The 24,388-nt window shown below is 58.4% G+C and carries 27 protein-coding genes and 1 pseudogene; all 28 read left to right on the forward strand.

Translation table 11 applies throughout. From position 1 onward, the window contains the following. Positions 1-211: 211 nt before the first annotated feature. Entirely contained in the window at positions 212-1,111 is a 900-nt protein-coding gene (locus AC07W0_RS25730; protein ID WP_102618488.1) for a hypothetical protein, read from the forward strand. A gap of 176 nt (positions 1,112-1,287) precedes the next feature. Then, positions 1,288-1,602 carry a phage holin, lambda family gene (locus AC07W0_RS25735; protein ID WP_042947841.1) on the forward strand — a complete coding sequence of 105 codons (315 nt, stop codon included), beginning with the start codon at positions 1,288-1,290 and terminating at the stop codon, positions 1,600-1,602. Further along, a complete protein-coding gene (locus tag AC07W0_RS25740) occupies positions 1,599-1,841 on the forward strand; it encodes a DUF7940 domain-containing protein (RefSeq protein WP_102618487.1) in 243 nt (80 codons plus the stop codon). Before AC07W0_RS25735 ends, AC07W0_RS25740 begins: the two co-directional genes overlap by 4 nt. 56 nt (positions 1,842-1,897) lie before the next feature. Further along, entirely contained in the window at positions 1,898-2,128 is a 231-nt protein-coding gene (locus AC07W0_RS25745; protein WP_102618486.1) for an Acb2/Tad1 domain-containing protein, read from the forward strand. After that, on the forward strand, positions 2,128-2,319 hold the full coding sequence (locus tag AC07W0_RS25750) for a hypothetical protein (RefSeq protein ID WP_102618485.1): 192 nt from the start codon (positions 2,128-2,130) through the stop codon (positions 2,317-2,319). The genes AC07W0_RS25745 and AC07W0_RS25750 overlap by 1 nt, the downstream gene beginning before the upstream one ends. Next, positions 2,316-2,621, forward strand: a complete 306-nt coding sequence (locus tag AC07W0_RS25755) for a hypothetical protein (protein WP_146013192.1) — start codon at positions 2,316-2,318, stop codon at positions 2,619-2,621. The genes AC07W0_RS25750 and AC07W0_RS25755 overlap by 4 nt, the downstream gene beginning before the upstream one ends. Before the next feature lie 71 nt (positions 2,622-2,692). Next, on the forward strand, positions 2,693-3,247 hold the full coding sequence (locus AC07W0_RS25760; protein WP_102618484.1) for an HGGxSTG domain-containing protein: 555 nt from the start codon (positions 2,693-2,695) through the stop codon (positions 3,245-3,247). After that, the gene (locus tag AC07W0_RS25765) at positions 3,234-4,535 is read left to right on the forward strand and encodes a terminase large subunit domain-containing protein (RefSeq protein ID WP_102618483.1); all 1,302 of its coding nucleotides are present in this window, start codon (positions 3,234-3,236) and stop codon (positions 4,533-4,535) included. Before AC07W0_RS25760 ends, AC07W0_RS25765 begins: the two co-directional genes overlap by 14 nt. Before the next feature lie 7 nt (positions 4,536-4,542). Next, positions 4,543-5,961, forward strand: coding sequence for a DUF4055 domain-containing protein (locus tag AC07W0_RS25770; RefSeq protein WP_102618482.1), 1,419 nt, complete (start codon positions 4,543-4,545; stop codon positions 5,959-5,961). Then, positions 5,951-6,994 carry a structural protein gene (locus AC07W0_RS25775; protein ID WP_102618481.1) on the forward strand — a complete coding sequence of 348 codons (1,044 nt, stop codon included), beginning with the start codon at positions 5,951-5,953 and terminating at the stop codon, positions 6,992-6,994. Before AC07W0_RS25770 ends, AC07W0_RS25775 begins: the two co-directional genes overlap by 11 nt. Positions 6,995-7,082: 88 nt before the next feature. Beyond that, positions 7,083-7,793 carry a hypothetical protein gene (locus AC07W0_RS25780; protein ID WP_102618480.1) on the forward strand — a complete coding sequence of 237 codons (711 nt, stop codon included), beginning with the start codon at positions 7,083-7,085 and terminating at the stop codon, positions 7,791-7,793. Positions 7,794-7,804: 11 nt separating this feature from the next. Beyond that, a complete protein-coding gene (locus tag AC07W0_RS25785) occupies positions 7,805-8,773 on the forward strand; it encodes a major capsid protein (protein ID WP_102618479.1) in 969 nt (322 codons plus the stop codon). A 48-nt stretch (positions 8,774-8,821) separates the two neighbouring features. Next, the gene (locus AC07W0_RS25790; RefSeq protein ID WP_102618478.1) at positions 8,822-9,394 is read left to right on the forward strand and encodes a hypothetical protein; all 573 of its coding nucleotides are present in this window, start codon (positions 8,822-8,824) and stop codon (positions 9,392-9,394) included. Between the two features lie 40 nt (positions 9,395-9,434). Next, entirely contained in the window at positions 9,435-9,827 is a 393-nt protein-coding gene (locus AC07W0_RS25795; RefSeq protein WP_102618477.1) for a DnaT-like ssDNA-binding protein, read from the forward strand. Positions 9,828-9,830: 3 nt separating this feature from the next. Next, positions 9,831-10,190: a hypothetical protein gene (locus tag AC07W0_RS25800; RefSeq protein WP_102618476.1), complete on the forward strand. Its 360-nt coding sequence runs from the start codon at positions 9,831-9,833 to the stop codon at positions 10,188-10,190. Next, on the forward strand, positions 10,190-10,765 hold the full coding sequence (locus AC07W0_RS25805; protein WP_102618475.1) for a hypothetical protein: 576 nt from the start codon (positions 10,190-10,192) through the stop codon (positions 10,763-10,765). Before AC07W0_RS25800 ends, AC07W0_RS25805 begins: the two co-directional genes overlap by 1 nt. Beyond that, the gene (locus AC07W0_RS25810; protein ID WP_102618474.1) at positions 10,762-11,157 is read left to right on the forward strand and encodes a phage tail terminator-like protein; all 396 of its coding nucleotides are present in this window, start codon (positions 10,762-10,764) and stop codon (positions 11,155-11,157) included. The genes AC07W0_RS25805 and AC07W0_RS25810 overlap by 4 nt, the downstream gene beginning before the upstream one ends. Positions 11,158-11,221: 64 nt before the next feature. Beyond that, positions 11,222-12,142: a phage tail tube protein gene (locus tag AC07W0_RS25815; RefSeq protein WP_173677834.1), complete on the forward strand. Its 921-nt coding sequence runs from the start codon at positions 11,222-11,224 to the stop codon at positions 12,140-12,142. Between the two features lie 72 nt (positions 12,143-12,214). Then, the gene (locus AC07W0_RS25820) at positions 12,215-12,688 is read left to right on the forward strand and encodes a phage-derived protein YdaY family protein (protein WP_102618473.1); all 474 of its coding nucleotides are present in this window, start codon (positions 12,215-12,217) and stop codon (positions 12,686-12,688) included. Positions 12,689-13,000: 312 nt separating this feature from the next. Further along, positions 13,001-13,882 carry a hypothetical protein gene (locus AC07W0_RS25825; protein ID WP_146013190.1) on the forward strand — a complete coding sequence of 294 codons (882 nt, stop codon included), beginning with the start codon at positions 13,001-13,003 and terminating at the stop codon, positions 13,880-13,882. Between the two features lie 54 nt (positions 13,883-13,936). Continuing rightward, a complete protein-coding gene (locus tag AC07W0_RS25830) occupies positions 13,937-16,903 on the forward strand; it encodes a phage tail length tape measure family protein (RefSeq protein ID WP_102618471.1) in 2,967 nt (988 codons plus the stop codon). Continuing rightward, positions 16,900-17,238, forward strand: a complete 339-nt coding sequence (locus AC07W0_RS25835; RefSeq protein WP_102618470.1) for a phage tail protein — start codon at positions 16,900-16,902, stop codon at positions 17,236-17,238. Before AC07W0_RS25830 ends, AC07W0_RS25835 begins: the two co-directional genes overlap by 4 nt. Beyond that, entirely contained in the window at positions 17,235-17,921 is a 687-nt protein-coding gene (locus AC07W0_RS25840; protein WP_102618469.1) for a phage minor tail protein L, read from the forward strand. Before AC07W0_RS25835 ends, AC07W0_RS25840 begins: the two co-directional genes overlap by 4 nt. Positions 17,922-17,927: 6 nt before the next feature. Continuing rightward, positions 17,928-18,680, forward strand: coding sequence for a C40 family peptidase (locus tag AC07W0_RS25845; protein WP_102618468.1), 753 nt, complete (start codon positions 17,928-17,930; stop codon positions 18,678-18,680). Between the two features lie 167 nt (positions 18,681-18,847). Beyond that, on the forward strand, positions 18,848-19,276 hold the full coding sequence (locus AC07W0_RS25850) for a tail assembly protein (RefSeq protein WP_368665947.1): 429 nt from the start codon (positions 18,848-18,850) through the stop codon (positions 19,274-19,276). 9 nt (positions 19,277-19,285) lie between these two features. After that, the gene (locus AC07W0_RS25855) at positions 19,286-23,095 is read left to right on the forward strand and encodes a TipJ family phage tail tip protein (protein WP_495029342.1); all 3,810 of its coding nucleotides are present in this window, start codon (positions 19,286-19,288) and stop codon (positions 23,093-23,095) included. Positions 23,096-23,624: 529 nt separating this feature from the next. Beyond that, positions 23,625-24,101 carry a hypothetical protein gene (locus tag AC07W0_RS25860; RefSeq protein ID WP_146013218.1) on the forward strand — a complete coding sequence of 159 codons (477 nt, stop codon included), beginning with the start codon at positions 23,625-23,627 and terminating at the stop codon, positions 24,099-24,101. A gap of 66 nt (positions 24,102-24,167) precedes the next feature. Then, a pseudogene (locus AC07W0_RS25865) lies at positions 24,168-24,388 on the forward strand (tail fiber domain-containing protein); the annotation flags it as partial.

Consider the following 24,388-nt stretch of genomic DNA (forward strand, 5'->3'; position numbering starts at 1 on the left):
GATAAGCCGGTAGTGCAGCGCTACGGAAAAACACCGGCAGCCCGCGCGCTCTGTTCACACCTGACTTCCAGAGTGGCGCGATACCAGATCAGCGAGATCGATGCATTGGGGTGTCGACGCTGGAAGGTCTTTGGCTGACTGCGGGAAAGACCGCGCACCTATTCAGGGCCTCAGCATTCGCTGGGGCTTTTCTCGTTATGAGGCTCAGAAAATGTCCGGCACTATCCAATCCAGCAACTACGTGCCGGGCGTTTCCGGCTGGAAGTTCGGCCACGTCAGCGGCGACTTCGAAATCAACAATGCCCAGATCCAGGTCGGCACCCTGCCAAGCGATCCTCAGTTGATCACCGTAACGGCTGGCTCTTGGTCGGAATACGATCTGCCAGCCAACGCGCTGGAGCGCCTGGCGTTTATCGGAGCCGAGCTGGAGAAGATCCCTGCAGAGTGCCGAGCAAGCGCTGAGTTCACGACTGAGGATATCTCATTTGATCGTGATGGCTCGGATGTGCGGGCATCGCTGACCTACGAGCGCCACGAAACTGCCGAAGAGGTAGCTGCGCGACTATCCAAGCCAAAAGGCTCGACATTCAAGATCGACAGGGGCGGGCTTACGTTCAGTCGTGACGGCGTTGCCTATATCCAGTTGACCGACTCACCTGACTTGCGCGCACCTGAACAGCCTGAACCCTTCAAGGTTGATGGTGGCCAGGTGAGCATCGACAAGGCTTTCGTCGAGGGTGGCTCGATCACCAAGGCTAAGGTCGGAGATGAGTGGCCAGTAAGGATGGATTTCTCCGCAGACGGCAAGAAGTACGCTGCCGGGATTGGACTGGGTATCGAATCGGAATTCCTTGCGAGTGCTGACAAGTTCCGCAGGGGCTGCATGTGTGGCGGCGGCTATACCGGTGACGCTCCAAAGCCAGGGGATGCACTGAAGGCTAGTGGGGTTTCCGCGATGCTCGATCAGCTCGCCAGCAAGATCGGCGAGAGCAAGCTTTGCCAGGACCTGAAAGAGCAGGTTGACCTGCTGGGTTCGAATCTCGCCGAGCAAGTCAAAACTGTGATCCGCAAGGAGCTCATGCCTGGCGGCTTGCTCAACCGCTCACGCTAATCCCCGGCCCGCCACTGAGCGGGCATTTTCGTTTTCGGCCCCGCCACACCCTTCGCTCTGAGCTGGGAGTGCCGCCGGGGCTGACCTATTCGCCGCTGCTCCCCAGCGTTTGGCCGCCACCTGACGGTCTTTTTTATTCTCCTACTCCCAGAAGGGAGGACTTCGGATTGAAAATCATGCCCGAAAAAGACCCTTCCTTCTGGGCGATGGTTTTAAACGCCCTGCGCGACAACGGGCTGGCCATGGTCCTGACATTCCTCCTAATCTGGTTGCGAATTCAGTACGACGGCAAAGAGACCAAGCCTGTTCGCCAGATTATCGAGTCTGTCCTTGGGGCTCTGATCGTGATGGTGGTCGGCCTGACGGTGCAGAAGTTCGGCTTAAGCAGCGGGTGGGCATTCTTCGCCGCCGGCTTCGTCGGCATTCTAGGCGTTGATCAGGTTCGACAACTCGGCAAGCGCTGGTCTGAGCGCAAGGCGGATGAGCTATGAAGCTGATCGAGAGCGCCGGAAGCTGGCACCGCCTGTGGTCGGTGCGCCTGGCCCTGGCCGGCTCGGTACTGAATGCCGGGGCGATTGGATGGACGGTCTTCCAGGGTACGGTCAACCCGCTGATTTACGCAGCCATCAACATGGCTCTCGGGGTCGGCGTTGCTGTTGTCCGTGTGTTGTCACAGCCGCAGTCAGCCATTATCAGCGACAACAAGTCTCCGGATGACCCGGCAAGTTAGGCGCGCCACGTTTTCGAATGCGCCAAATCGTGGCGCGCAATCATGAGGAATCACCCATGGATAACCAGCACAAGAAAATCACCGGCTACCGGGACCTGAGCCAGTCCGAGATCGACGGCATGAACTCCATCAAGGCGCTGGAGGCTGACACCGGCGAATTGTTCAAACAGATTGGCCAGATTGATGGCGTCGACCCGCGCCTGCTGGCGTTGGCGAAGACCAACTTGCAGCAAGGCTTCATGTGGTTCGTGCGCTCGATCGCCAAGCCAGCCGATCCGTTCAACTGATGGGCAAAGTAACCCGCCTACGGCATGTGCTTCCCATGGGGCAGGACATCAACGCTGCGGTAAGCGCTCTCGATAAGGCCATTGCCGATGCAGTGGACGCCGCCAAGGCAGCCGGACTTCCTCAAGGCCTGATCGTTGGACTCCTCCACGGTCACGCACATGCACAGACGCACCAGATGGTGACGCAATGACTGTCAAGGTTCTGGAGTTCAAGCGGCCCAGCGATCCTCACTCGTCCGGTGAAGCCATCTGCACCAACTGCAAGCATGAATGGGTCGCGGTTGCGCCGGCTGGTCAGCGCAATCTGGAGTGTCCGTCCTGTAGTTCACATCGAGGCGTGTTCAAGTGGCCCTATGGGCCATCTGAAGGCGATGAGAGCTATCAGTGCAATTGCGGCTCCGAAGACTTCTTCATTATGCGCCGTGGCAAGCTGGCTAATGGCGCGGTGTATTGCCGTGGTTGCGGCACAGAGGCAACTGGATGGTTTGAATAACCATTGAATGACGTTCGAACGACGTTGAATGACCACCCTTTCGCGAAACACCCCATGAATGAGGCGTGACCATGGCCCTATGCGGCGCAAAGACGCGCAGCGGGGAACCATGCAAGCGACACGCTGTTCCGGGTTCTGCACGCTGCAAGCTACACGGTGGCGCGGCCTCAAAGTCCAACAAGGGCAATCAGAGCGCACGTAAGCACGGTATCTATTCCGACACGCTTACTGCTGATGAGCATGGCCTGTGGGACGACATTGGGATCGGCACGCTGGATGACGACATCAAGATCGCCAAGTTGCAGTTGCGACGGGCGCTTATGGCTCAGGCCAAGGCTGAGGCTGGTGATGGTCTTGACCTGGACCTTGAAAGCATCAACATCCGCGGAACTGACCCAGTTGAAGAGGGCGAGCCCCCGCAAGAGCCTGGGCAACCAACAACGACCATTCAGCGCCGACGCCGTGGCTACGAAGACATCATCAACCGTCTACTCGGCCGCATTGGAGACCTTGAGTCGAAGCGCGCCGACATGATGAAGAAACTCGACCCTGACGACGAAGGGCCATTGCCTCAGCGCATCGAAGTGGTGGTGACTGACGCGAGACGCCCGAATGCCGAGCCTTAACGTACCTCAAGCCCAGTTCCTTGCGCTGCCTCACAAGTTCCGAGCCTTCGTGGCCGGGTTTGGCTCAGGCAAGACCTGGGTGGGCTGCTCGGCGCTGGGGAAGCACTTCTGGGAGTGGCCGCGCATCAACGCCGGCTACTTCGCTCCGACCTATGCCCAGATCCGCGACATTTTCTATCCGACCATGGAAGAGGTGGCGCAAGACTGGGGGCTTCGCACTGAAATCAATCAGTCGAATCATGAGGTCCATGTTTACAGTGGTCGGCAGTATCGCGGCACTGTGATCTGTCGATCCATGGAAAAGCCGCAGACAATCGTTGGTTTCAAGATCGGGCACGCATTGGTCGACGAACTCGACGTGATGAGCTCGGTGAAGGCCCAGCAAGCCTGGCGCAAGATCATTGCCCGGATGCGCTACAAGGCCGACGGGCTTCGCAACGGAGTGGATGTTACGACGACGCCAGAGGGCTTCAAGTTCGTTTACCAGCAGTTCGTCAAGCAGATCCGCGACAAGCCTTCCATGGCTTCGCTGTACGGCCTGGTCCAGGCCAGTACATTCGACAACGAGCTAAACCTGCCGGACGACTACATCGAATCGCTGATGGAGTCGTATCCGCCTCAGTTGATCCTGGCGTACCTAAAAGGCCAGTTCGTCAACCTGACCTCTGGCACGATCTACACGGCCTACGACCGCAAGCTCAACGGGTGCTTCGACACAGTGCAGCCCGGTGAGCCGCTGTTCATCGGGATGGACTTCAACGTCGGCAAGATGGCGGCAATCACCCACGTAAAGCGCGATCAGGGCTTGCCCAGGGCAGTAGATGAGCTAGTGGATGGCTACGACACGCCCGACATGATCCGGAGAATCAAAGAGCGGTATTGGCGCCACAACGGCAATACGTTCGAGAAGACCTGCGAAATTCGGATATATCCGGATGCCTCCGGTGGATCGAGGAAATCAGTCAATGCGAGCGAGACCGACATTGCGATCTTGAGTCAGGCCGGGTTCTCGGTGATTGCGCCTGACGCAAACCCGCCCGTGAAGGACCGTATCAACGCCATGAACGCCATGTTCTGTAACGCGCAGGGCGAGCGGCGCTACCTGGTGAACCCGTTCGCCTGCCCAACCTATGCCGATGGCCTGGAGCAGCAGGTGTGGTCACCCAGTGGGGAGCCGGACAAGAAGTCAGGAAACGACCACGCGAACGACGCCGGCGGCTACTTCATCCACCACGACTATCCGATCATCAAGCCTATGACCCACATCCCTGTCACCTTCACTTTCTGAGGCCAATATGGCGAATTACGGCATCCCCCGGGCAGAGTACGCACAAGCCCTGGCTGGCTGGCAGTTGGTGAAGCGTTGCGTGGCTGGCGCGCGCGAGGTGCGCAAGCACGACGAATACCTGCCGATGCCTGATCCGGAGAACAAAACACCGGAGAACCAGGCCAGGTACAAGCAGTACAAGAAGCGGGCGATGTTCCTGAATATCACCGGACGCACGCGGACTGGCCTGATGGGCGCGGTGTTCCGCAAGACCGCAGAACTTACCCTGCCAGCGGCCATTGAGTATCTGAAGGAGAACGCCAGCGGCGACGGCACAAGCCTCGAACAACTCTCGAAAGAGTCTGTAGGTGAGTGCCTGGACACGGGCCGTGGGGGCTTTTTGGTCGATTTCCCAACAGTCACTTCCGAAAGCGGCGTTTCCTCGATGGCCGACCTCAGCACCAAGCGCGCTTTGATTCACTTCTACGACGCCTTGTCTGTCATCGACTGGGACGAGCAGGTGATCGATGGCGCCAAGCGCCTGGTGTACGTGAACCTTCAGGAATGCGTCACTGAGTTCAATCCTGCCGAGCTGTCCCGAGACACATACAACCAGAATCGTGTGCTCCTGCTGATCGATGGCAGGTACGTGCAGCGGGTATACAAAGAGGGGGAGGACGGCTACACCGAAACGCAGCCGACGGACAAGGCCGGTCAGGCGTTCGACCACATCCCCTTCAGCTTCTTCGGCTCCCAGAACAACGATGCAAGCATCGACAAGTCGCCCCTGGAGGACCTGGCTGACGTGAATATTCTCCACTATGGCAACAGCGCCACGGTGGAGGAGAGCGGGTTCATCAGTTCGCAACCTACTCTGTTCATCGCCACCGACATCAGTGCCGACGAGTTCGTAAAGGCCAACCCGAATGGCATGCAGATTGGCTCGCGTCGCGGCCACATGCTTGGCAAGACCGGTTCGGCAGTCTTGCTGCAGGCCGACGAAAGCCAGTTGGCCCGCACGCTGATGAAGGACAAGGAAGAGCAGATGCTCATGATCGGCGCCCGCATCGTCCAGCAGGGCGGTGGGGCCGAGACGGCAGAGGCTGTTCGCATCAGGTACAGCTCCGACAACTCGGTCCTCGGCACCATTGCCAGCAACGTGTCAGAAGCCCTGAAGCGCGCCATCCTGGACGCCGAGCGGTTCATGATCGGCGAGCCGGACGAGAAGGGCACGGTGTTCTGGCTCAATCAGGCGTTTTTCGACGAAACTATGACCGCCCAGGACATCCTGGCCCAGGTCCAGCTCTGGCAACAGGGCTTCATCGCGAAGTCGGATGTGCGCACCAACCTTCGTCAGGGCGGCGTGCTTGAGGCTGATCGCACTGACGATAAGATCGACGAGGAGCTGGCCAGTCAGCCCCCAGTAGGCGGAAGCGATGAGCAATGAAGGCTTCCTCGAAGACGCGGCTACCCGACACCAGGTTTACGTCCAGCGTTACGCCGGCGGAAACCTAAAGCGAGTAGCTGTATTCCTCAGCAGGGCAATAAAAACGGCCAAGCAGCGTGTTTCGGATGGGCTGAGTGCTTACGGGACCAAGCGCTACACCTCACAGATAGAAACGCTCCAGGGCGATCTGCGGGGCATCTACGACGACCTAAAGGGCCAGGCGCAGCTTGATCTGAGCGACTTTGCCTCATATGAGGCCCAGTTCAACGCAACCATGCTCGGAAAGGTGGTGCGTGCCGTCGTGCAGCTCAACGTGCTGTCGACTGAAATGGTTTCTGCTGCGGCGCTGGCCGATCCGCTGGAGTTGGAGGCTCGCAAGGGCATCCAGCGCATCAGCATCAGTGGCGCACTCGACCAGTTCGGGACAAAAAAGGCCGCCGAGATCATCGGGGAGATTCAGATTGGTTCAAGCCTGGGTGAAACCAGCCAGCAGATCAGCCGGCGTCTGACCGGCATTCACCAGCTACAACAGGATCAGGCTTCGTCGCTGGTCCGCACTATGACCAACCACATCGCCAGTACAGCGCGGGTGGAGACGCTCAAGGCGAACGACGACATCCTCAAGGGAATGCGCCGGATTGCCACGCTGGACTCCAAGACCACGCTGTTCTGCATGAGCATCGATCAGACGATCATCCCGCTGGATGGCCCGCGACCGCCATATCACTGGGGGTGCCGGACGACGATCGTTCCGGTTCTGAAGGATGAGTTTGCGCGGGAGATTCCTGGCTCTACCAGGCCCTCAATCGGTCCTGATGGGGTTGCGCCGGTGTCGAGCAAGACGAGTTATCAGGAATGGTTATCCCGCCAGCCTGCATCGTTTCAGCGCGACGTGCTGGGGCCGAATCGTTACGAGCTTTTCACTAAGGGCGAGTTAACCCTGGATAAGTTCGTGGACGACAACGGCAAGACGCTGACTCTTCAGCAATTGAAAGACCTTGAGCCTCAGGCGTTTGAGCGCGCAGGCATGTAACAAGCAATCAGATTTAACAGCCCTGCCATTCGGCGGGGTTTTTTTATGCCCGCAGGCAGGGCCTGCACCAAGTCTCTGGGAGACAGCAATGACCTTGAAATTCCAACTGGACACCCTCGAAGGCGTCGACGAAGCCATCCAGACCATGTACGTCGAGAAGGGCGGCAAGTACGTCCTGAACATCGATGGCTTGCCAGCACAAGAAGACGTTACCGGCCTTAAGGCCAAGGTTGACGAACTGCTCGGCGAGAAGAAGGCGGCCGAAAAGAAGGCGCGCGAGGCGGAAGAGGCTGCGCGCCTGGAGCGCGAAGAACTGGCCCGCAAATCCGGCAACGTCGAGGAGCTGGAGAAGTCCTGGTCCGAGAAGTACGCCCGCCGTGAGGCTGAACTGTCGGGTCAGTTGGAAAGCACGAATAGCGCCCTGCAGGGCCAGATCCGGGATCTGACCGTAGGCCGTACCGCTACCGATATCGCCACTACTCTGGCGATCCCTGGCAGCGCCAAGGCATTGCTCCCTCATATCGAACGCCGGCTGAGCGTTGAGCAGCGAGACGGCAAGCCAACTGTCGTCGTGCTGGATGCCTCCGGCAAGCTCTCGGCAGCAACGCTGGACGAGTTGAAAGCAGAATTCACCAACGATCCGGCCTTCGGCCCGCTGATCGCTGGCAGTAAGGCATCGGGCGGCGGGGCCGGCGGTGCTGGTAAGGGCGGCGGGGCCGCAAAAGGAAAAATCGGCGGCACCAAAGAGGAACGGACGGCTGCAATCGCAAGCCGGTTCCCAGATCTCCCTCAATCGTAAGGAAATAACTCATGTCCCTGTCGCAAATGCAGGTTTTCAACGAATACATCATGCCGGCGACTCTCGAGACGCTGGATCAGTATCTCGCCGCTTTCAACGCCGCCAGCCGCGGTGCAATCGTGCTGTCTCCGGACGGCTTCACCGGTGACTTCCTCCAGGAGTCGTTCTTCCAGACCTTGGCCGCAGCCCAGCGCCGCGTGGATCGCTACAGCGCGAATGCTGCTGTCGCTGCAACCGACCTGACCGAGCTGAAGAACACTTCAGTGAAGGTCGCCGGCGGCTTCGGTCCGATCCGCTACGAGCCATCGCAGATGACCTGGCTGGAGCGTCCAACCGCGCAAGGCATCGAAGTCGCCAGCCGTGCGTTCGCTGAAATCCTGCTAAAGGACCAACTGAACACCGCGATCGCCGCCCTGGTTGCTGCAATCACCGCTCAGGCCGCCGCGGTCAACGATGTGTCGGCCACCACCGGCATCACCTACGCAGGTCTGAACAACGCGCATGCGAAGTTCGGCGATGCAAGCCAGAACCTGGTCACCCAAGTGATGCAGGGCACCAGCTATCACAAACTGGTCGGTCAGAACCTGGCAAACCAGAACCAGCTGTTCCAGGCCGGTAACGTCCGCGTGATCGACATTCTGGGCAAGATCTCCGTTGTGACGGATGCCCCGGCGCTGATGCAGGCCGGCACCCCGAACAAAGAAATCATCCTGTCCCTGGTGCAAGGCGCTGCGCTGGTCCACGACGGTCGCGACATCATCAGTAACGTCCAGACCACCAACGGCAAGGAGCGTATCGAAACCACGCTCCAGACCGACTACACCTTCGGCCTGGGTCTCAAGGGCTACACCTGGGACACCACCACCGGCGGCAAGTCGCCAACCGACGCCGAACTGGCGACCGGGACGAACTGGGATAAGACCGCCACCAGCATCAAGCACACCGCTGGTGTGGCTCTGATCGGTGATGCCTCCAAGTAACCCCTGATGCCGAGTCGAGCCAAGTGCTCGGCTCGGCGAGGACGCGACATGAGTAATAAGATTTGGTATCTGCCAGGCCCGTTTCACCAGTATCAGGAAGACGTTAAGTCCCTGGCCAAGGACGCAGGTCTGCGCATCGTCGACGCAAGTGTTACCGAAAGTCGTGAAGATGCTGCCGACAATGTGCCTGACGTTACGGTAAAGGAGTTGCCGAAGGTGCTGCTGATCGGTGGTGGCAGTTCCAGCATCGATATCGACGCCTACCGCGCGGAGCTCGAATCTGTCGGCCTGATCGTCGAGTCATTCGCTGAACAAGCGCTGGCGCGCCCGGAAGGTGAGCTTGGCCCTGTGGCCGGGCGCCTGTTCCAGGTGTTCGAAGCGGTCAATGCTGGCGTGCAGAGTTTGCGCAGCGAGCGTGACGGCGAGGTGGAGAAGGTGAAGGCCCTGCAACTGCAGGTGGACGACCTTCTCCAGCAGGCCGCCAAAACCAGTCAGGCAGACGCCGAGGCAAAGGAAATTGCCGACCTGAAGGGCAAGCTGGACGCGGCCAAGGTCACCTACCGCGCCAATGCCTCGAAAGAGTCGCTGCAAAAGCAGGTCGACGAACTGCCGAAGGCGTAACACCCGGGGCTTCGGCCCCAATCATTCAAGCGGAGGCCAGATGGCTACCTACATCACTGTGGCGGACGTTGACGCCATCCTGGGCGCCACCTGGGCGCCAGATGACAAGAAGGCCCGCGCAGTGTTGCAGGCAAACGCCTATCTGACCTCGCTCAACCTTGCTGGCGTCGACATGGACGCCATCCCGGAAGAGGTGAAGCAGGCCGGCGCCGAACTGGCGGTGGTCGCTGCTCAGGGCAAGCTGTACCAGCAGCAGACCGAGGGATCGCTGGAGGCCAAGACGGTGAAGGCCGGATCGGTGACTACCAGCAAGACTTTCGCATCGATCGACACCAGCAAGTCCACATCGCTGCCCGACGGCGCGCAGTTCGCCCTGGGCCTGCTGCAGCCGTGGCGGTCCAGCCCGTTCTCGTTCCGCGTAGATCGGGGGTGACCCATGGGCCTTCGCGAAGACATCCAGAAGGATTTGGCCGAGGCCTTCGATACCGACCTGGCTGATGCGGTGCAGCCATTCGCCGGCGGCGTGACGATTCCCGGCACTTGGGACCCGGTCACCGAGGCCGCAGGGCCGCCCGTTGTGATTGCCTACACCGGCCGTGGCGTGTTCGACGCCTTCAAGATGGCCCAGGTTGACGGCGTAAACATCCGCGCAACTGACCAACTGCTGATCGCGCTGACCAACGAAACAATCGGTGGCACACCGGACATCGGCCACAAGATCAACGGCTTCGACGTGGTAAACGTGCAGACCGACCCGGCTGGCGCCCATTACGAGATCCAGCTGAGGAAAGTCTAATGACCACCAAAGCAGGCTGGAGCCATAGCCTCACGGACTTCGCCGACCAGGCCGGCGAGGACATCACGCAGATGGCGCGCGTCATCGCGCAGAAGATGCTCGAAGAGGTGGTGCTGAAGTCCCCTGTCGGCAACCCTGACCTGTGGCAGGCCAACGTGGCGCTGCGCACGAAGAACGTGGCGCTGGCTGATGCCTATGACGCGAACGTCGACGCCCGCAACGCTGCGCGCACCGGCGGCCGAGCCTTCAAGAAGCTGACCAAGCGCGAGCGCGAAGAAAACTACTTCGTCAAAGCGCAGGCAGCGGGGAAGGGCTACATCGGCGGCACGTTCCGAGGCAGTCACCTGGTATCGATCGGTGCGCCCGACTTTACCGTGACCGACAATATCGACCCATCCGGACGTGAAACGATCAGCAAGGGCAGCATGCTCATCAAGGCCTCGGGCCAGTTCCCCGTCATCTACATCCAAACGAACAGCCCCTACGGCGAGATGCTGGAGCTGGGGCATTCCACGCAAGCGCCTGGCGGCGTTTACGACCTGGCCTTCATCGGCGTTTCCGAGGCCTACAAATGACCTACGAGCAGATCAGGGCACTCATCACCGCGCGCATGGTGGCGTTCACCGGCATTGAGCGGGCGCGGATTGATTACCCCAACCAGCCTGAAGTTTTCACCCCTCCTGAGTCGGGCCTGTGGTGCCGGCTGAATATCCAGTACGCCACGGCCTTCATGGCCGGCATGGCAGACAGGCCCTACACCAGGAAGCCCGGGCAGATCAGCATTCAGTGCTTCGCCAGGGAGCGCACCGGCACCAAGGTCATCACCGAGCTTGCCGATGCACTCGAGGCGCACTTCGCCTACTGGATGTCCGGCGACCTCGAATGCATGGAGGCCAGCCAGGTCATCGCCGGAGAGTTCGAAGGCTTCTACCAGATCAACGTGAACATCCGGTTCCGCGCCGGCTGAGCCAGGCAACACCATCCACCCGCCTTGAGCGGGTTTTTTATGCCCGCAGATAGGAGACTCACCCATGAGTTCCGGCGCAAAAGTCGTATCGCACATCATCAAGGAGGTTACGCCCGGCGTTACCCCTGTCGGCACTTGGGACACGCTGCGCCTGACCGGCAACGCACTGACCCCAACCGTCAACACCGAGGTCAGCGACGAGATCACTGACACTCGTCTGAGCCAAGGTTCTGTGGCCACCAGCATCGATATCGGCGGCGACCTGACGGCAGAGTTCTCATTCGGCTCGTTTGACCAACTGCTGGAAGCCGCTTTCTATGGCGCATGGACGGCTGACGTGCTGCGTGTTGGCGATACCCGCAACACCTTCAGCATCGCGAAGGGATACAACGATGTCGGCGTCTATGGCCTGTTCAAGGGTGCCCACGTCTCGACCTTCGCGCTCGACATCCCGTCAGAAGGCAAGGTCACCGCTACCTTCAACATGGCCTGCCTCGACTACACCGACGGCGAAGTGCCGATCGTGGTTTCGCCCAACGCTCCCACCACCACGCCGTTCCTGTCGAATAACAACGTCGGCACGATCCTGGTCAACGGCCAGTCGCTGGAAGGCGTGGCCTGCGTCTCAGCCATGACTGTGAACCTCGACAATAGCCTGCAAACTCAGCGCTGCCTGGGTTCTGAACGCCTCGGCCCGGGCGCCCACATCGCGACCGAAGCGGCGATCACCGGCAGCCTCACGCTGGCCTGGTCCAAGCGCGCGTGGGAGATCTGGAAGAACACCTTCACTCGGGCGCCTATCGCTGTCGTATTCCCGATCACTGATTCGCTGGGCAACAAGTACACCTTCAACTTCCCAGCAGTGGAAGTGGACGGCGAACTGCCAAACGGCGGCAAGCGCGACCTGATCGAGGTCACGCTCAATTACACCGTCGCCAAGCTCAGCCCGACCATCACCCGCGAAGCGGCTGACCCTACACCGTAAACCCCTTTGACTGCCTCGGCGTGAACGCCGGCCGGGGCGGTCCTTTTATTGGCGTGGCGTTGAGGATTTATCATGGCTCTCCAACTGACCAAGAAAGACCAGGCGGCCTCCGGAGCACGCTGGGTGGAGTTCGACAAGGACACGAAGGTGCTGCTGGCCGGCATCGACAATGCCGAGTACCAGGTTGGCCTGGAGCGCATGCGCCGGCGGATCGTGCGGAACGACGCGCGATTCGAAGAAGGCCAGGTTGGCGTTATCACCGGCGAACTGACCGAGCATCAGAACCACGCCATGCTTCTGAGCCACTTCATCGTGAAGGACTGGTCGGGGGTGCTGGATGCCGAAGGTAACCCGCTAAAGTACAGCCCGCCCGTTGCCGCGCAGTTACTCGATCACAACGTGGACTTCTTTCTGTTCGTCCTGCGACACAGCGCCTCGGTGGCGACCGAAGCGGCCGAAGAGCTGGCTGATACCGTAAAAAAGCCGTCGCCCGCTTCGAGTGGGAAAAAGAGTGGGCAGTCGGCCAAGCCGAAAAGCGAAGCCTAATCTACCAGCGGCTGGGCTTTGAGCTTCCCGATGAGCCGCCGAATGACCCGATCACCGCGTATCTGCTGAGCGCCTTCCGCAGCATCACGCGCGGTCGGCGGTTCCTGGCCACCATGGCGGGTGCTTTCCCGCTACCTTTATCTGCTAGGGAGATATCGGACTGGCTGGATTCGCACCCTTCCCCAATGACGCGGGACGAGGTGGATGCTGTGATGTTTGCGCTCGACGGCGTGTGCTTGGCGGGAGATGACGAGTGACTTTCTTATGATGTGGTTATGATGCTAAATTGCTTTCATATAAATGGAGGCTGTAATGCTTAAAATCAAAACGTTGGCGGCATTGATGCTCATAACGGTTTCTTTTACTGCCAGCGCGGGCGAATGGGAACACTACAAAACAAAAGACGAAATGAGGGGTGAGGAGGTTAGTGGAGCAATAGTTACCGCCACTAGCAGTGCTGAACCGTCGGTTACCCTTTCTATGAACGTTATCAATAAAAGCGAGACGGTTCAGGCCACTGTTTTTACAATTGATGGGGACAGAGGGTTATGCGCTGAAAGAATATGCGAGGTTCCGGTTAGGTTTGATGACGGATCTGTAACTAAGGAGAGAATGTCTTTTAGCGCGGACGGAAAAACTATAATACCGACACGGAGTACTGCATTTTCTGCCTCTGTTTCTATTTCGAACACAGTATTCGTTGAGATCCCTCTTGCGCGAAGAGGCGCTACGCAATTCCGGTACAATTTACCTAGCCCTGCATTCGAAAGGGTATTTAATCCGCCGCTAAATATACTTGGCGCGGATATGGGTCGTAGTGGTGATTTCCCAAGCAAAAATTTTACAAAGATCGATTCATCGAAAAGCGTTGACTGTCGAGAATCGAAAAATGTAGAAGGTGTTCTGCCAGGGTCAAAAATATCATCAATGAGAATGTGTTTTTACAAAGGGTTTTTATACTCCGTCTTCTTTGAGGCAAAAAGCAAGAATGAGGTTGATGCTATTGCTCGTATGCTTGATTCTAAATTAGGCCCTAGAGATAAAGAGAGTTATTTCACATCCTGGCCTAAAGATACCGGAAAAATCATTGAAAACTTCACTCTTAAAGCAACATATTGGCCCGATCCTAAGTTAAAGAATGCTGGTATGTATATGATCTTTGATGAGGGTATTGCGCCAACAGTACCAAAATAACTAATTCTTGAAAAACCCGCCTTGAGCGGGTTTTTTATTGCCTGGAGAAAAGTCATGGCTCAAACATCCCGCCTCGTTCTGGAAATTGATAGCCGGGATGCAGAGCAAAAAGCGGCCGATACTCGCAAGGCACTTGAAGCCCTCGAGGGCGCCGGACTTCGGGTAAAGCCAGCCATGGATAAGGCTGGAAGCGGGATGGATGGCGCAGGTAAGAGCGCAGAGGCGGCAGGTAAATCATTTTCCAGTCAGCGCGAAGAGATTGATCAGTTGCTAGGGCGAATTGATCCGCTGAGCAAAAAGCTAGGAGAGCTTGACCGGCAAGAGCAAGAGCTTGCTCGACACCGCAAAGCAGGAACTATCGAACTTGATACTTACACCGAATATCAGCAGAAGATCGCCGCTACGCGTAACGACTTGAACAGGTTCAGCGACTCCTTGACCCGCACCGGGAATACAGCCAAGCAAACAGCGGCCGCGCTAAGGGGGGTTCCGGCTCAGTTCACAGACATTGCCGTCTCTCTCCAGGGCGGGCAGGCACCTCTAACCGTCTTCTTGCAGCAAGGCGGTCAGCTCAAGGATATGTTTGGCGGTGCAGGGCCAGCGGCAAAGGCGCTCGGCGGATATGTGCTTGGACTGGTGAACCCCTTCACCGTTGCGGCAGCTGCTGCGGCGACACTTGGCGTTGCGTATTATCAGGGCTCCAAGGAGCAAGATGCTTTCAGGGATTCGCTGATCATCACCGGAAACGCCGCAGGTACAACAACCGGCGCTTTGGCCGAAATGGCTAAGCGGATCGGCGACACGACCGGTACCACGGGCACGGCAGCTGCGGCGCTAGCTCAGCTTGCTGGAACCGGTAAAATTGCGAGCACGAGCTTCGAGGCTATAGCTTCCGCCGCTGTCTCCTTCGAAAAGGCTGCCGGCCAAGCCGTATCAACGACTGTCGCCGAGTTTGTAAAGCTGGCCGATGATCCAGTGAAAGCGCTCGCCTCACTCAACGAGAAGTACAACTTCCTCACCGCCTCTGTATATGAGCAGGTCAGGGCTGCACAGGAAATGGGCGACAAGGAGGCTGCAGCCGCAATTGCTCAGGAGGCTCTGGCTAAGGCTTTGTCTGAGCGTGCAGGCAAGATCAAGGAAAGCCTGGGATATATCGAAACAGCGTGGAATACCGTGGCTGGCGCCGCAAAAAAAGGTTGGGACGCGATGCTTGGAATTGGCCGCGAAAGCACCCTGGAAAGCAAACTTTCACTGCTGCAGGAGCGGCTGGAAAACGTAAATAAGCTTACTGCTGCGGGCCGGTCCTCTAGAGCATCCAGGGGCGGAGAAAGCGCCGAGGAACTTCAAAAGCAAATCGTAGCCATTCAGAGCCAGATAACGGCAAAGAATGACCAAGCAGCAGCAGAACAAAAGGTTGCCCAACTACAGCGTGATGGTCAGATTGCGTACGAAGAGCATCAGAAAAATCGCGAGCAAAACTTCACCAAAACGCAAAAGATGAATAAAGCGCTTGAGGATGAAGAAAAGCGCATCAACATTGCACGTGCTGCTGGTTACAACATCAGCGAGGAGCAGGCGGCTGCTTCGTTAAAGGCCATTCGCGAAAACACAATCTACAAGGAGTCGGCGCCCAAAAAGGAAAAGGCCTACCGCGAAGACGCCGGCATGAAAGCGCTGGACGCGGCACGCCAGACCCAGGCCGTACTGCTCCAGCAGAACGCCTCGCTGAACGCTCAGGGCATCGCCACCGAGAAGGTCGGAACCCAGGCCCAGGCCCTGATCAAGTGGGAGCAGCAGCTTGCCGACATCAAGGGCAAGCAGACGCTTACCGCTGATCAAAAATCGCTGCTGGCCAGCCAGGATCTGATCACCGCTCAGCTCAAGAAGAATGTCGCGCTTGAGCGTGAAGCGCAGATCAGTCGAGACATTCAGCAGGCGCAGAAGGACCAGGTGCAACTGCTAACCCTGACCGGCCAATTGCGCGAGGCGAACAGCCTCAAGTCCTCGCTGGATGACGCAGCACAGATGGCCGAGTACGAGCGCCAGGGCAACACCGAGGCGATGAAGCGACTCGAAACCCTGATCAAGATTCGCGATATCAATCTGCAGGCATCCCAGAAACCCGGAACTATTGAGGGTGTTTCGCAGGCGCCCCAGGTGACCGGCATTGATGCTTCAGTGGGCGGTGCCTATAGCGAAATCCAGCGTCTCAACGAAGAGTCGGCAAAGGTTGATGCCTGGCGCACCATGGAATTGGAAAAGCAGAAGGCCTATCTCGACCTCAAAGCTATCAATGAGGAGACCTATGCCGAGCGAGTCAACAACATCAATCAGCAGGGTCGAGACAATCAGGCGAAGATTGAGCGAGCAAAAAACTCGGCAATCCTCACTTCAAGCGCGGACTTCTTCGGAAACATGTCGGCCCTCAGTCAGTCCGGCAACAAGAAGCTCGCTGCGGTTGGCAAGGCGGCTGCAATCGCGCAGGCAACCATTCAGGGGTATGTGGCAGTCCAGAACGCCCTGGCGGTTCAGCCTTATCCGCTCGGGATGGCGCTTGCCGTTTCGGCTGGAGTGGTGGCCGCTGCAAACGTCGCCTCCATCGCCGGTATTGGCTTCTCTGGAGGTGGCTACACGGGCCCCGGTGGCGTTAACGAAGTCGCCGGCACCGTGCACAAGGGCGAGGTGGTCTGGAGCCAAAAGGACATTCAGCGATACGGAGGCGTTGCCGCTGTGGAATCCCTCCGCAACGGAAACGTATCGGCAATTCCATCCTCTGCTTCTGGCTCTGCCTCTGGCGGGTCGGCGCGGTCCACATCGAGTGCTGCGCCTCAAATCAATATCACCATTCATGCCGATGGCACTGCGAGCACTGATGCTACCGCGGGCTATGAGGAGCGGGCCATGGTAATTGCCAGAGCCGTTCTTGCTGCAGAAGGCCCGGGCATGATTCGTAGCGGGATCATGCGCGAGAAAGGTCAAAACGGCCTACTTGACCCAAGCAACCGGAGGAACGCGGCATGAGCGAGGTATTCACCTGGCGCCCGGAAAAAGGCACTACCGGTGATGACGACACGGACATCCTTGCCTCTCAGTTTGGCAATGGCTACAGCCAGCGCATCTCGGTCGGCATCAACAACATATCCACGTCCTGGCCGGTGACGTTCATGGGGAAGACTGACTACATCCTCCCCATTCGCGACTTCTTCGTGAGGCACAAGGGCGTCACGCATTTCCTGTGGACCCCACCCTTGCATGAGCAGGGCGCATTCATCACCGACGGCGGTTGGAGTCTTCAGCCGCTCGGCGCCGGGGTGTACATCCTTTCCGCCAAATTCCAGCAGGTATTCAACCCATGATCACATTGGACGACCAGAAGCTGGAGCCGGGTGCGCTGATCCAGTTGATCGAACTGGACGGGGAGGCGCGAGGGATGGGCATTTTGCGGTACCACGCACACCAGCAGTCCACGCCGATCATCTGGAAGGGCGACGTGTATCTGCCCCGGCCTTACGAGACCGGTGGATTCGGTCGCAGCGTCGAGGGTAACAACTCCACGCCCATGCTGAAGATCAGCAACATCGACGGAACGATCACGGCTCTGTGCCGACGCTTTCAGGGCATGAGCGGCGTCAAGTTGACGGTGCGGCAAACCTACGCGAAGTACCTGGATGCTGCCAACTTCCCAGACGGCAACCCGCTGGCCAGCACGATGGAAAGGCTCGATATCTCCTACATCAACCAGGTGACCAGTTTGCTGCGCAAGGAAGTGGTGTTCTCGCTGGCACCACCGACGGCGGTGAAGGGGCAGATGCTTCCCGGCGGCCTGATTATGAACCGATGCGAGTGGTGTCTGTGGGGTGAGTATCGCGGCCCTGACTGCAACTACACCGGCATCAAGATGTTCGACCTCGACGGTAACCCGGTAACTGACCCTGCGTTGGATCGCTGCAACGGACTCCCGAGCGCCTGTGAGATGCGACATGGGAAAGGAAACCCGCTGCCATTTGGTGGTGCCCCGGGCGCTTCGCTTATTGGATAGACAGCCATGAATAAAACGATGCTGAAACAAATCCAGGCCCACGCCGCCGCTGAGTTTCCCAAGGAGAGCTGTGGCGTGGTGATCCGCGAGGCAGGGCGCCTGAAGTACGTTCCCTGTCGCAACGATGCCAAGACCCCGAGCGAGCACTTCATCATCAACCCCGAGGACAAGTGCGATGCAGAGGACCGCGGCGAGGTGGTCATGATCATTCACAGCCACCCCGACGTGCCGCCGGTGCCGAGCATGACCGATCGCGTAAGTTGTGAGTTGCATGAAAAGCCGTGGGGAATTGTGAGCTGGCCGTCTGGGGAGTACTTCGAATTCAAGCCGGACGGCTATCAGGCACCGCTCATTGGCCGCGAGTTCGGTCACGGCCTGCTGGACTGTTACGCGCTATGCCGAGACTACTATGAGCGCGAGCATGGCATTGAGCTGCCGAACTACCCTCGCCGCGATGGCTGGTGGAACGCCGGTGAAAGCCTCTACGAGAAGTACTACGAAGAGGCCGGTTTTTACCCAGTATCGATGCCACGCAAAGGCGACATGATCGTCATGCAGATCAATGCCGGCGCGCCAAATCACGCAGGCATCTACCTGGGTGACGGCCTTCTGGCCAGCGTCCCGGATCTGCATCCGGCCCCGGGCACGTTCCTGCATCACCGCTACAACAAGAAATCCACCCGCGATGTTTACGGCGGTATGTGGGCTGATTACACCGTGCTGATCCTTCGGCACCAACGAGTGCCGGAGGCTGACTGATGGCAATGAGAACAACGTTTCGCCCGCAGCCCCTGGTGGTACTGGTGATGCTTTATGGAATCCTCGGGGCCCGATTCGGGAGAGTGCATCATCTGGCCGTTGCTTCGCCATCCGAGGCCGTCCACGCTCTGTGCGTGAAGATTCCCGGGTTCAGGCGATTCCTTCGTATGTCCGAGGAGCGCGGACTGACCTATGCGGTGTTCCGTGGGAAGACCAATCTCAGCGAAAGCGAGATTGAGATGCGTCAGGACACCGTTGAGCCGATCCGCATCGCGCCAATCGTGATCGGAAGCAAGGGCGGCGGCTTGTTTGCGACGATCGCCGGCCTGGCCTTGGTCGTGATCGGGGCTATCACGCAGCAATACTATCTGGTGGCTGCTGGCGCTGGTCTGATGATCGGCGGCATCGCCATGAGCATGTCCCCGTCACCGTTGGGCGTGCTGGATAAGGAGGGCGACGGCAACAAGCCTTCCTATGCGTTCGGTGGCGCGGTAACCACGATGGCCCAGGGCCGTTGCAAACCTCTGCTTTACGGCGAGCGCGATATCGGCGGCGCCCTCATCTCGGCTGGCGTCTTCTCGGAAGATCAGCAGTAAGGAAAACCCATGTCCAAAACCGCAACAGCGCCTGCTGCAAAGCGCCGGCGCCGGACTGCTGCTGCCCGCGTTTTGGGCTCCAAGGGCGGCGAGGCCAAGCCTTACACCCCATACAAGGCGCCAGATAGCGCGCTTTCAGTCGCTACAGTAAAGCTGCTCTACGCGCTGAGCGAAGGCCCTATTGTTGGTCCGATTGATGGCCGGCGCTCGATCAAGCTGAACGGCACACCACTGATCTCTCCGGACGGTAGCGAAAACTTCCCGGGCACCATTTGGGATTTCCGCTCAGGCACGGTTGATCAGGAACATATCGCTGGCTTTCCAGCCATCGAGAGTGAGGCATCCCAAGGTCTGCCTGTCGAGCTGAAGTCGGACAATGCGTGGACTCACGCGATCACTGACCAGCAGTTGTCAGCCGTGCGCGTGCGCTTGTCGTGGCCGCAGATTTGGCAGGTGAAAACCAATGGCGATCAGATCGGCTATCGCATTGATTACGCCATCGATCTGTCGGTCAACGGCGGCAGCTACCAGACCGTCTTGTCGGCCACGCTGAATGATAAGGGCACCACTGAATACGAGCGCACCCACAGGATTGATCTTCCGGAAGGATTCACCAGCGCCCTGGTGCGTGTGCGCCGGCTGACTCCGAACCGCAACGACTCCAACTTCGCGGACCTGATGCGGGTCAAGGGTCTGACGGAAGTCATCGACAAAAAGCTGCGTTACCCAAACCTTGCCTTGGGTGGGTTGCAGTTCGACGCCAAGCAGTTCCAGGACACTCCGAAGGCCAGCTTCCTGATGCGCGGCCGAATCGTTCAGGTTCCCAGCAACTACGACCCGCAAACTCGCACCTACACGGGCGACTGGAACGGCACGTTCAAGCTGGCTTACACCAACAACCCTGTTTGGGTGTGGCGCGACCTGTTATTGCACCGCCGTTACGGCCTGGGCCGCCGCATCACTGCAGACATGGTCGACCACTGGACGCTGTATGAGATCGGTCGCTACTGCGATGTCATGGTGCCGGATGGCAAAGGCGGCGTTCAGCCGCGCATGACCACCAACGTCTACATCCAGGATTCTATTGAGGGCTACGCGCTGCTTTCGGACCTGGCCAGCGTGTTCCGTGGCAGCAGCTGCTGGAACGGGTCGCAGGTCACCATGGTGGCGGACATCCCAGGCAATGAGGACGGCTACGTCTTCACTCGATCGAACATCGTCGGTGAGTTCGAATATGTCGCTGCTGCGTATCCTGATCGGCACACCCGCGCCAAAGTGGCCTGGGACAACCCAGAGAACGAGTTCAAAACCCAGCCGGCGCCAGTCACCAACGACGAGCTGATTGGCGTGCTCGGGCATCGGATGCTGGACATCTCGCGGTTCGGCTGCACTGTTGAGGGTGAAGCAATTCGCCACGGCATCTGGGCACTGAAGTCGGAGCAGTACGAAGAGTGGTCGATCAGCTTCACCACCGGCATGGAGGGCCGCAATGTTGAGCCCGGGCAGATCATCTGCGTGGCTGACGAGCTGTTCTCTGGTCGTGCGAACGGTGGGCGCATCAGCGCAGCCACCAAGCGCGTTATCACTTTGGACATCGATGCCGAGGTCCATGAGGAGGATCGATTGATCCTCAACCTGCCAAGCGGCAAGTCTGAGGGGCGCATCGTTAAATCGGTATCTGGGCGCCTGGTCACCGTGATGGCTGACTATTCTGAGCTGCCAGAGGCTGAGTGCAGTTGGTCCGTGGAAAGCGCTGACTTGGCTGTGATGCGTTTTCGCGTGCAAACCATTGAGCCTCAGGGTTTGCACCAGTTCAAGATCGCCGCTACACAGCACGAACCACTAAAATATCAGGCGATCGACACCGGAGCGCGGATTGATCCGCAGCCAACCAGCGTCATTCCGCCAGGTGTGATGCCGCCACCGGCAAACATCGGTATCGAGGCGCGCAGCATTGTTTCGCAAGGGATTTCCGTCACCAGTATGCGTATCACCTGGGACGCCGTGCCTGGGGCGATCGCCTACAACGTGGAATGGCGCAAGGACAGCGGCAACTGGATACGCCTGCCGCGCACCGGGAATCTCGGCGCAGACGTTGAGGGCATCTACAGCGGGCGCTACGTGGCGCGCGTGAGCTCGGTCAACGCCATGGATGTGACCTCGATCTGGGGAGCAAGTCAGGAGGTGGTGCTGACCGGCAAGGTTGGCCTACCGCCGGCGGTGGCGTTCCTGTCCACCACCAGCGAACTGTTCGGAATCGGCATCAAGTGGGGCTTTCCTGCTGGCGCCGAAGACACCCAGCGTACCGAGCTATGGTACGGCCCGGCCAATGACTTGTCGGTGGCTACCAAGCTGGCTGACCTGGCCTATCCACAGGCCGATTACCGCATGCAGCAGTTGCTGGCCGGCGCGACGTTGTTCTTCTGGGCGCGTCTGGTCGATCGTACTGGCAACGTCGGTCCTTTCTACCCGGTGGCGAATGGCGTGATTGGGCAGGCGAGCTCGGAGGGCAGGCCGATCCTTGACCTGATCGCCGGCCAGGTTGGTGATACCGAGCTTGCGAAGGAAATCATGGACCAGATCGATTTGATCTCTGGCTCCGGCCCTGGCTCGGTCAATGACAGGTTGGAGCAGGCCAAGCAGGAACTGGAAGACCTGATTGACCAGGTAACGGATGCCTTGGCCTACGATCCGGCCAAGCCATACACCGCCGGTCAGATCGTTCGACAGGGCCAGTACCTGTACCAGGCGATCAAAGCGGTTCCGGTGGATACCCCGCCGCCCGCCGCCGAGTTCTGGTTCAACATGGGCACCATTGCCGAAACAACCCAGGCCATGGCGCTCCAGATCCAGCAGAACAAGGCGTCAATCGAAACCGTGGACGGCAAGGTCACGGCTCAGGCGTCGGCCCTGCAATCGCTCCAGGCAAGCTGGCGCGAGGATGATGGAGAGGGCGACCTTTCGGATGCCCTGCATAACTGGGATGCTGCCGCGAAATTTGCACAGCAGGTCAAGGTGCAAGCCTCCGACAACCTGGCCATGGTTGAGCGCGCCACGTCGCTGGATGCGGCAGTCGGCCAGAACAAGGCAGCACTGACCACGCTCGAGCAGGTGGTGGCCACCGACAAGCTGGCAACCGCCGAGCGCATTGATCAACTGAAAGGCGAAGTCGATGACAACTCGGCGGCAGTGCAAACCGTCAGCCAGTCACTGGTCGACACGACCAAGGCGATCGCCTCGCAGTCCACCACGCTCGAAGCCATAGCCGGCGGCGGGCGCGATGGTACGGATGAGGGTGACCTTGCGAGTGCTCTCAGCGAATGGAAGAACAAGGCTGCGATCCAGATCACAGCCAAGGCCCAAGCAGACACCGACGGCAAGCTGTCCACCATGTGGGCGGTGAAGATGCAGGTGAACCAGAACGGCCAGTATGTAGCGGCCGGTATCGGGCTCGGTATCGAGCAGAACGCCGAAGGCCTTCTGCAAAGCCAGTTCCTGGTGAGCGCTGATCGGTTCGCTGTTGTTAACACGTTGGCTGGCGGGACCATTACTACGCCGTTTGTGGTGAGTGGCGGGCAGGTGTTTATGAACTCTGCCTTCATTGAGGACGGCACGATCACGATGTTGAAGATCGGGCAGGCCCTGCAGTCCGACAATTATGTCGCCGGCGTACAGGGGTGGCGCCTGGATAAAGCGGGAAACCTGGAATTCAACGGGCCAGCACCTGGTGGTGGGCGTCTGACGATGACCAACAGAGCGATTAAGGTATATGACGCCAACAACGTTAAGCGCGTACAACTTGGAGATCTATCGGTATGAGCCATGGGGTAAGGACGTGGGATGCTTCAGGTAATCTTCAAATGGATACTGATAGTTTCACGTATCAGGTTCTGCATAACGCCCTATACACGCTAACGATGGGTGCCATAGTGACTGCAAGTATTGCTGGGTTCGACCCGGCAACATGTACGGCCGTTATACTTCCCACGCAGGCCGCAGCTAACAACTACTGCTATAGCGCCATGCCGTTTATGTCAGTAGGTGTTGGTTCGGTTGTCGTGCGCTCAAAACACCCAAATGAGCCAGGCGCTATAGGATCAACAATACAGTTCAGGCTGCTTGTAATGAGGTTCAAAAATTGAATTTCGGTCTATCTGTTGTAAACGACGGAAGCTATGTACAGATAGACTCAGAGCAGCCTAGGCTTTGTGCGCTGTACAGTGGAACGTATCAGGCATCTGGTAGTTCATCGGTGTCAGTGTCTTTCCCGTCCGCCATAACCACGCCTGAGCCGCCGTGCGTATTCATTCAGAACAGCGCAGCTAGACCGAATGAACTTTACACGAGCATGACCATTAATGGAGGCCCTGGAGCGTGGACTGGGTTTTCCATAACGTCACTTAACATTGATTTCAGGCCTGCCGGAAAGTGGTTTGCAGCCGTATTTGCCTCGATAAGCAAGGCTGATTACGGGCTGCGGATGTGGGATGCAAACGGCGTACTTATCTTTGATTCTGGGGCGGCCCCGGTAATTTTTACGCGAGCCAATAACTCGTGGGCATATCAAGGGATGGTAGTTTTAAATGGTACGGCCCAGGCTTACTACTGGGCAAATGGATCTGTTGCGCCGCTGCAGTCCGATGAATACTTCATGATCAACCCATTCTCTCGCGGCATACTGCAAAACCACCTGAACTGGCTGGATTCAGCTGTAAGGTTCAATTATTCAGAAAACAGACTTCAAGTGTTCGGAGTTAGCGCGCTATCGCCATGGACTAACATAGGTGCGCCTGGCGCTGTGTTCGCAAGACTTCCTGGAACGTAGTAAGAGTTCTATATTTAACTTTTGAGATCCCACCATGAGTGGGTTTTTTATTGTCTGGAGAAAAATATGCCTTGGTATAGAACCGGCACAGTTTCTGTAACATTAGATTCAAATGCTGTTATCGGAACCGGCACTGCCTTCGTGGCCAACAGTCGGGTAGGGGATGCGTTTCTCGGTCCCGATGGCGGGTGGTATGAGGTCACCAACATTGCCAGCGACTCGGCAATGTCGATCGCGCCAAACTATCGTGGGGCCACCAATGCTGCTGGCGTGTATGCGCTGACGCC

The organism is Pseudomonas sp. GW704-F2 (assembly GCF_059423025.1).

Coding starts and splice junctions, on each gene's coding strand:
- AC07W0_RS25730 (WP_102618488.1), top strand. CDS start 212: ATGTCCGGCACTATCCAATCCAGCAACTACGTGCCGGGCGTTTCCGGC.
- AC07W0_RS25735 (WP_042947841.1), top strand. CDS start 1,288: ATGCCCGAAAAAGACCCTTCCTTCTGGGCGATGGTTTTAAACGCCCTG.
- AC07W0_RS25740 (WP_102618487.1), top strand. CDS start 1,599: ATGAAGCTGATCGAGAGCGCCGGAAGCTGGCACCGCCTGTGGTCGGTG.
- AC07W0_RS25745 (WP_102618486.1), top strand. CDS start 1,898: ATGGATAACCAGCACAAGAAAATCACCGGCTACCGGGACCTGAGCCAG.
- AC07W0_RS25750 (WP_102618485.1), top strand. CDS start 2,128: ATGGGCAAAGTAACCCGCCTACGGCATGTGCTTCCCATGGGGCAGGAC.
- AC07W0_RS25755 (WP_146013192.1), top strand. CDS start 2,316: ATGACTGTCAAGGTTCTGGAGTTCAAGCGGCCCAGCGATCCTCACTCG.
- AC07W0_RS25760 (WP_102618484.1), top strand. CDS start 2,693: ATGGCCCTATGCGGCGCAAAGACGCGCAGCGGGGAACCATGCAAGCGA.
- AC07W0_RS25765 (WP_102618483.1), top strand. CDS start 3,234: ATGCCGAGCCTTAACGTACCTCAAGCCCAGTTCCTTGCGCTGCCTCAC.
- AC07W0_RS25770 (WP_102618482.1), top strand. CDS start 4,543: ATGGCGAATTACGGCATCCCCCGGGCAGAGTACGCACAAGCCCTGGCT.
- AC07W0_RS25775 (WP_102618481.1), top strand. CDS start 5,951: ATGAGCAATGAAGGCTTCCTCGAAGACGCGGCTACCCGACACCAGGTT.
- AC07W0_RS25780 (WP_102618480.1), top strand. CDS start 7,083: ATGACCTTGAAATTCCAACTGGACACCCTCGAAGGCGTCGACGAAGCC.
- AC07W0_RS25785 (WP_102618479.1), top strand. CDS start 7,805: ATGTCCCTGTCGCAAATGCAGGTTTTCAACGAATACATCATGCCGGCG.
- AC07W0_RS25790 (WP_102618478.1), top strand. CDS start 8,822: ATGAGTAATAAGATTTGGTATCTGCCAGGCCCGTTTCACCAGTATCAG.
- AC07W0_RS25795 (WP_102618477.1), top strand. CDS start 9,435: ATGGCTACCTACATCACTGTGGCGGACGTTGACGCCATCCTGGGCGCC.
- AC07W0_RS25800 (WP_102618476.1), top strand. CDS start 9,831: ATGGGCCTTCGCGAAGACATCCAGAAGGATTTGGCCGAGGCCTTCGAT.
- AC07W0_RS25805 (WP_102618475.1), top strand. CDS start 10,190: ATGACCACCAAAGCAGGCTGGAGCCATAGCCTCACGGACTTCGCCGAC.
- AC07W0_RS25810 (WP_102618474.1), top strand. CDS start 10,762: ATGACCTACGAGCAGATCAGGGCACTCATCACCGCGCGCATGGTGGCG.
- AC07W0_RS25815 (WP_173677834.1), top strand. CDS start 11,222: ATGAGTTCCGGCGCAAAAGTCGTATCGCACATCATCAAGGAGGTTACG.
- AC07W0_RS25820 (WP_102618473.1), top strand. CDS start 12,215: ATGGCTCTCCAACTGACCAAGAAAGACCAGGCGGCCTCCGGAGCACGC.
- AC07W0_RS25825 (WP_146013190.1), top strand. CDS start 13,001: ATGCTTAAAATCAAAACGTTGGCGGCATTGATGCTCATAACGGTTTCT.
- AC07W0_RS25830 (WP_102618471.1), top strand. CDS start 13,937: ATGGCTCAAACATCCCGCCTCGTTCTGGAAATTGATAGCCGGGATGCA.
- AC07W0_RS25835 (WP_102618470.1), top strand. CDS start 16,900: ATGAGCGAGGTATTCACCTGGCGCCCGGAAAAAGGCACTACCGGTGAT.
- AC07W0_RS25840 (WP_102618469.1), top strand. CDS start 17,235: ATGATCACATTGGACGACCAGAAGCTGGAGCCGGGTGCGCTGATCCAG.
- AC07W0_RS25845 (WP_102618468.1), top strand. CDS start 17,928: ATGAATAAAACGATGCTGAAACAAATCCAGGCCCACGCCGCCGCTGAG.
- AC07W0_RS25850 (WP_368665947.1), top strand. CDS start 18,848: ATGTCCGAGGAGCGCGGACTGACCTATGCGGTGTTCCGTGGGAAGACC.
- AC07W0_RS25855 (WP_495029342.1), top strand. CDS start 19,286: ATGTCCAAAACCGCAACAGCGCCTGCTGCAAAGCGCCGGCGCCGGACT.
- AC07W0_RS25860 (WP_146013218.1), top strand. CDS start 23,625: ATGACCATTAATGGAGGCCCTGGAGCGTGGACTGGGTTTTCCATAACG.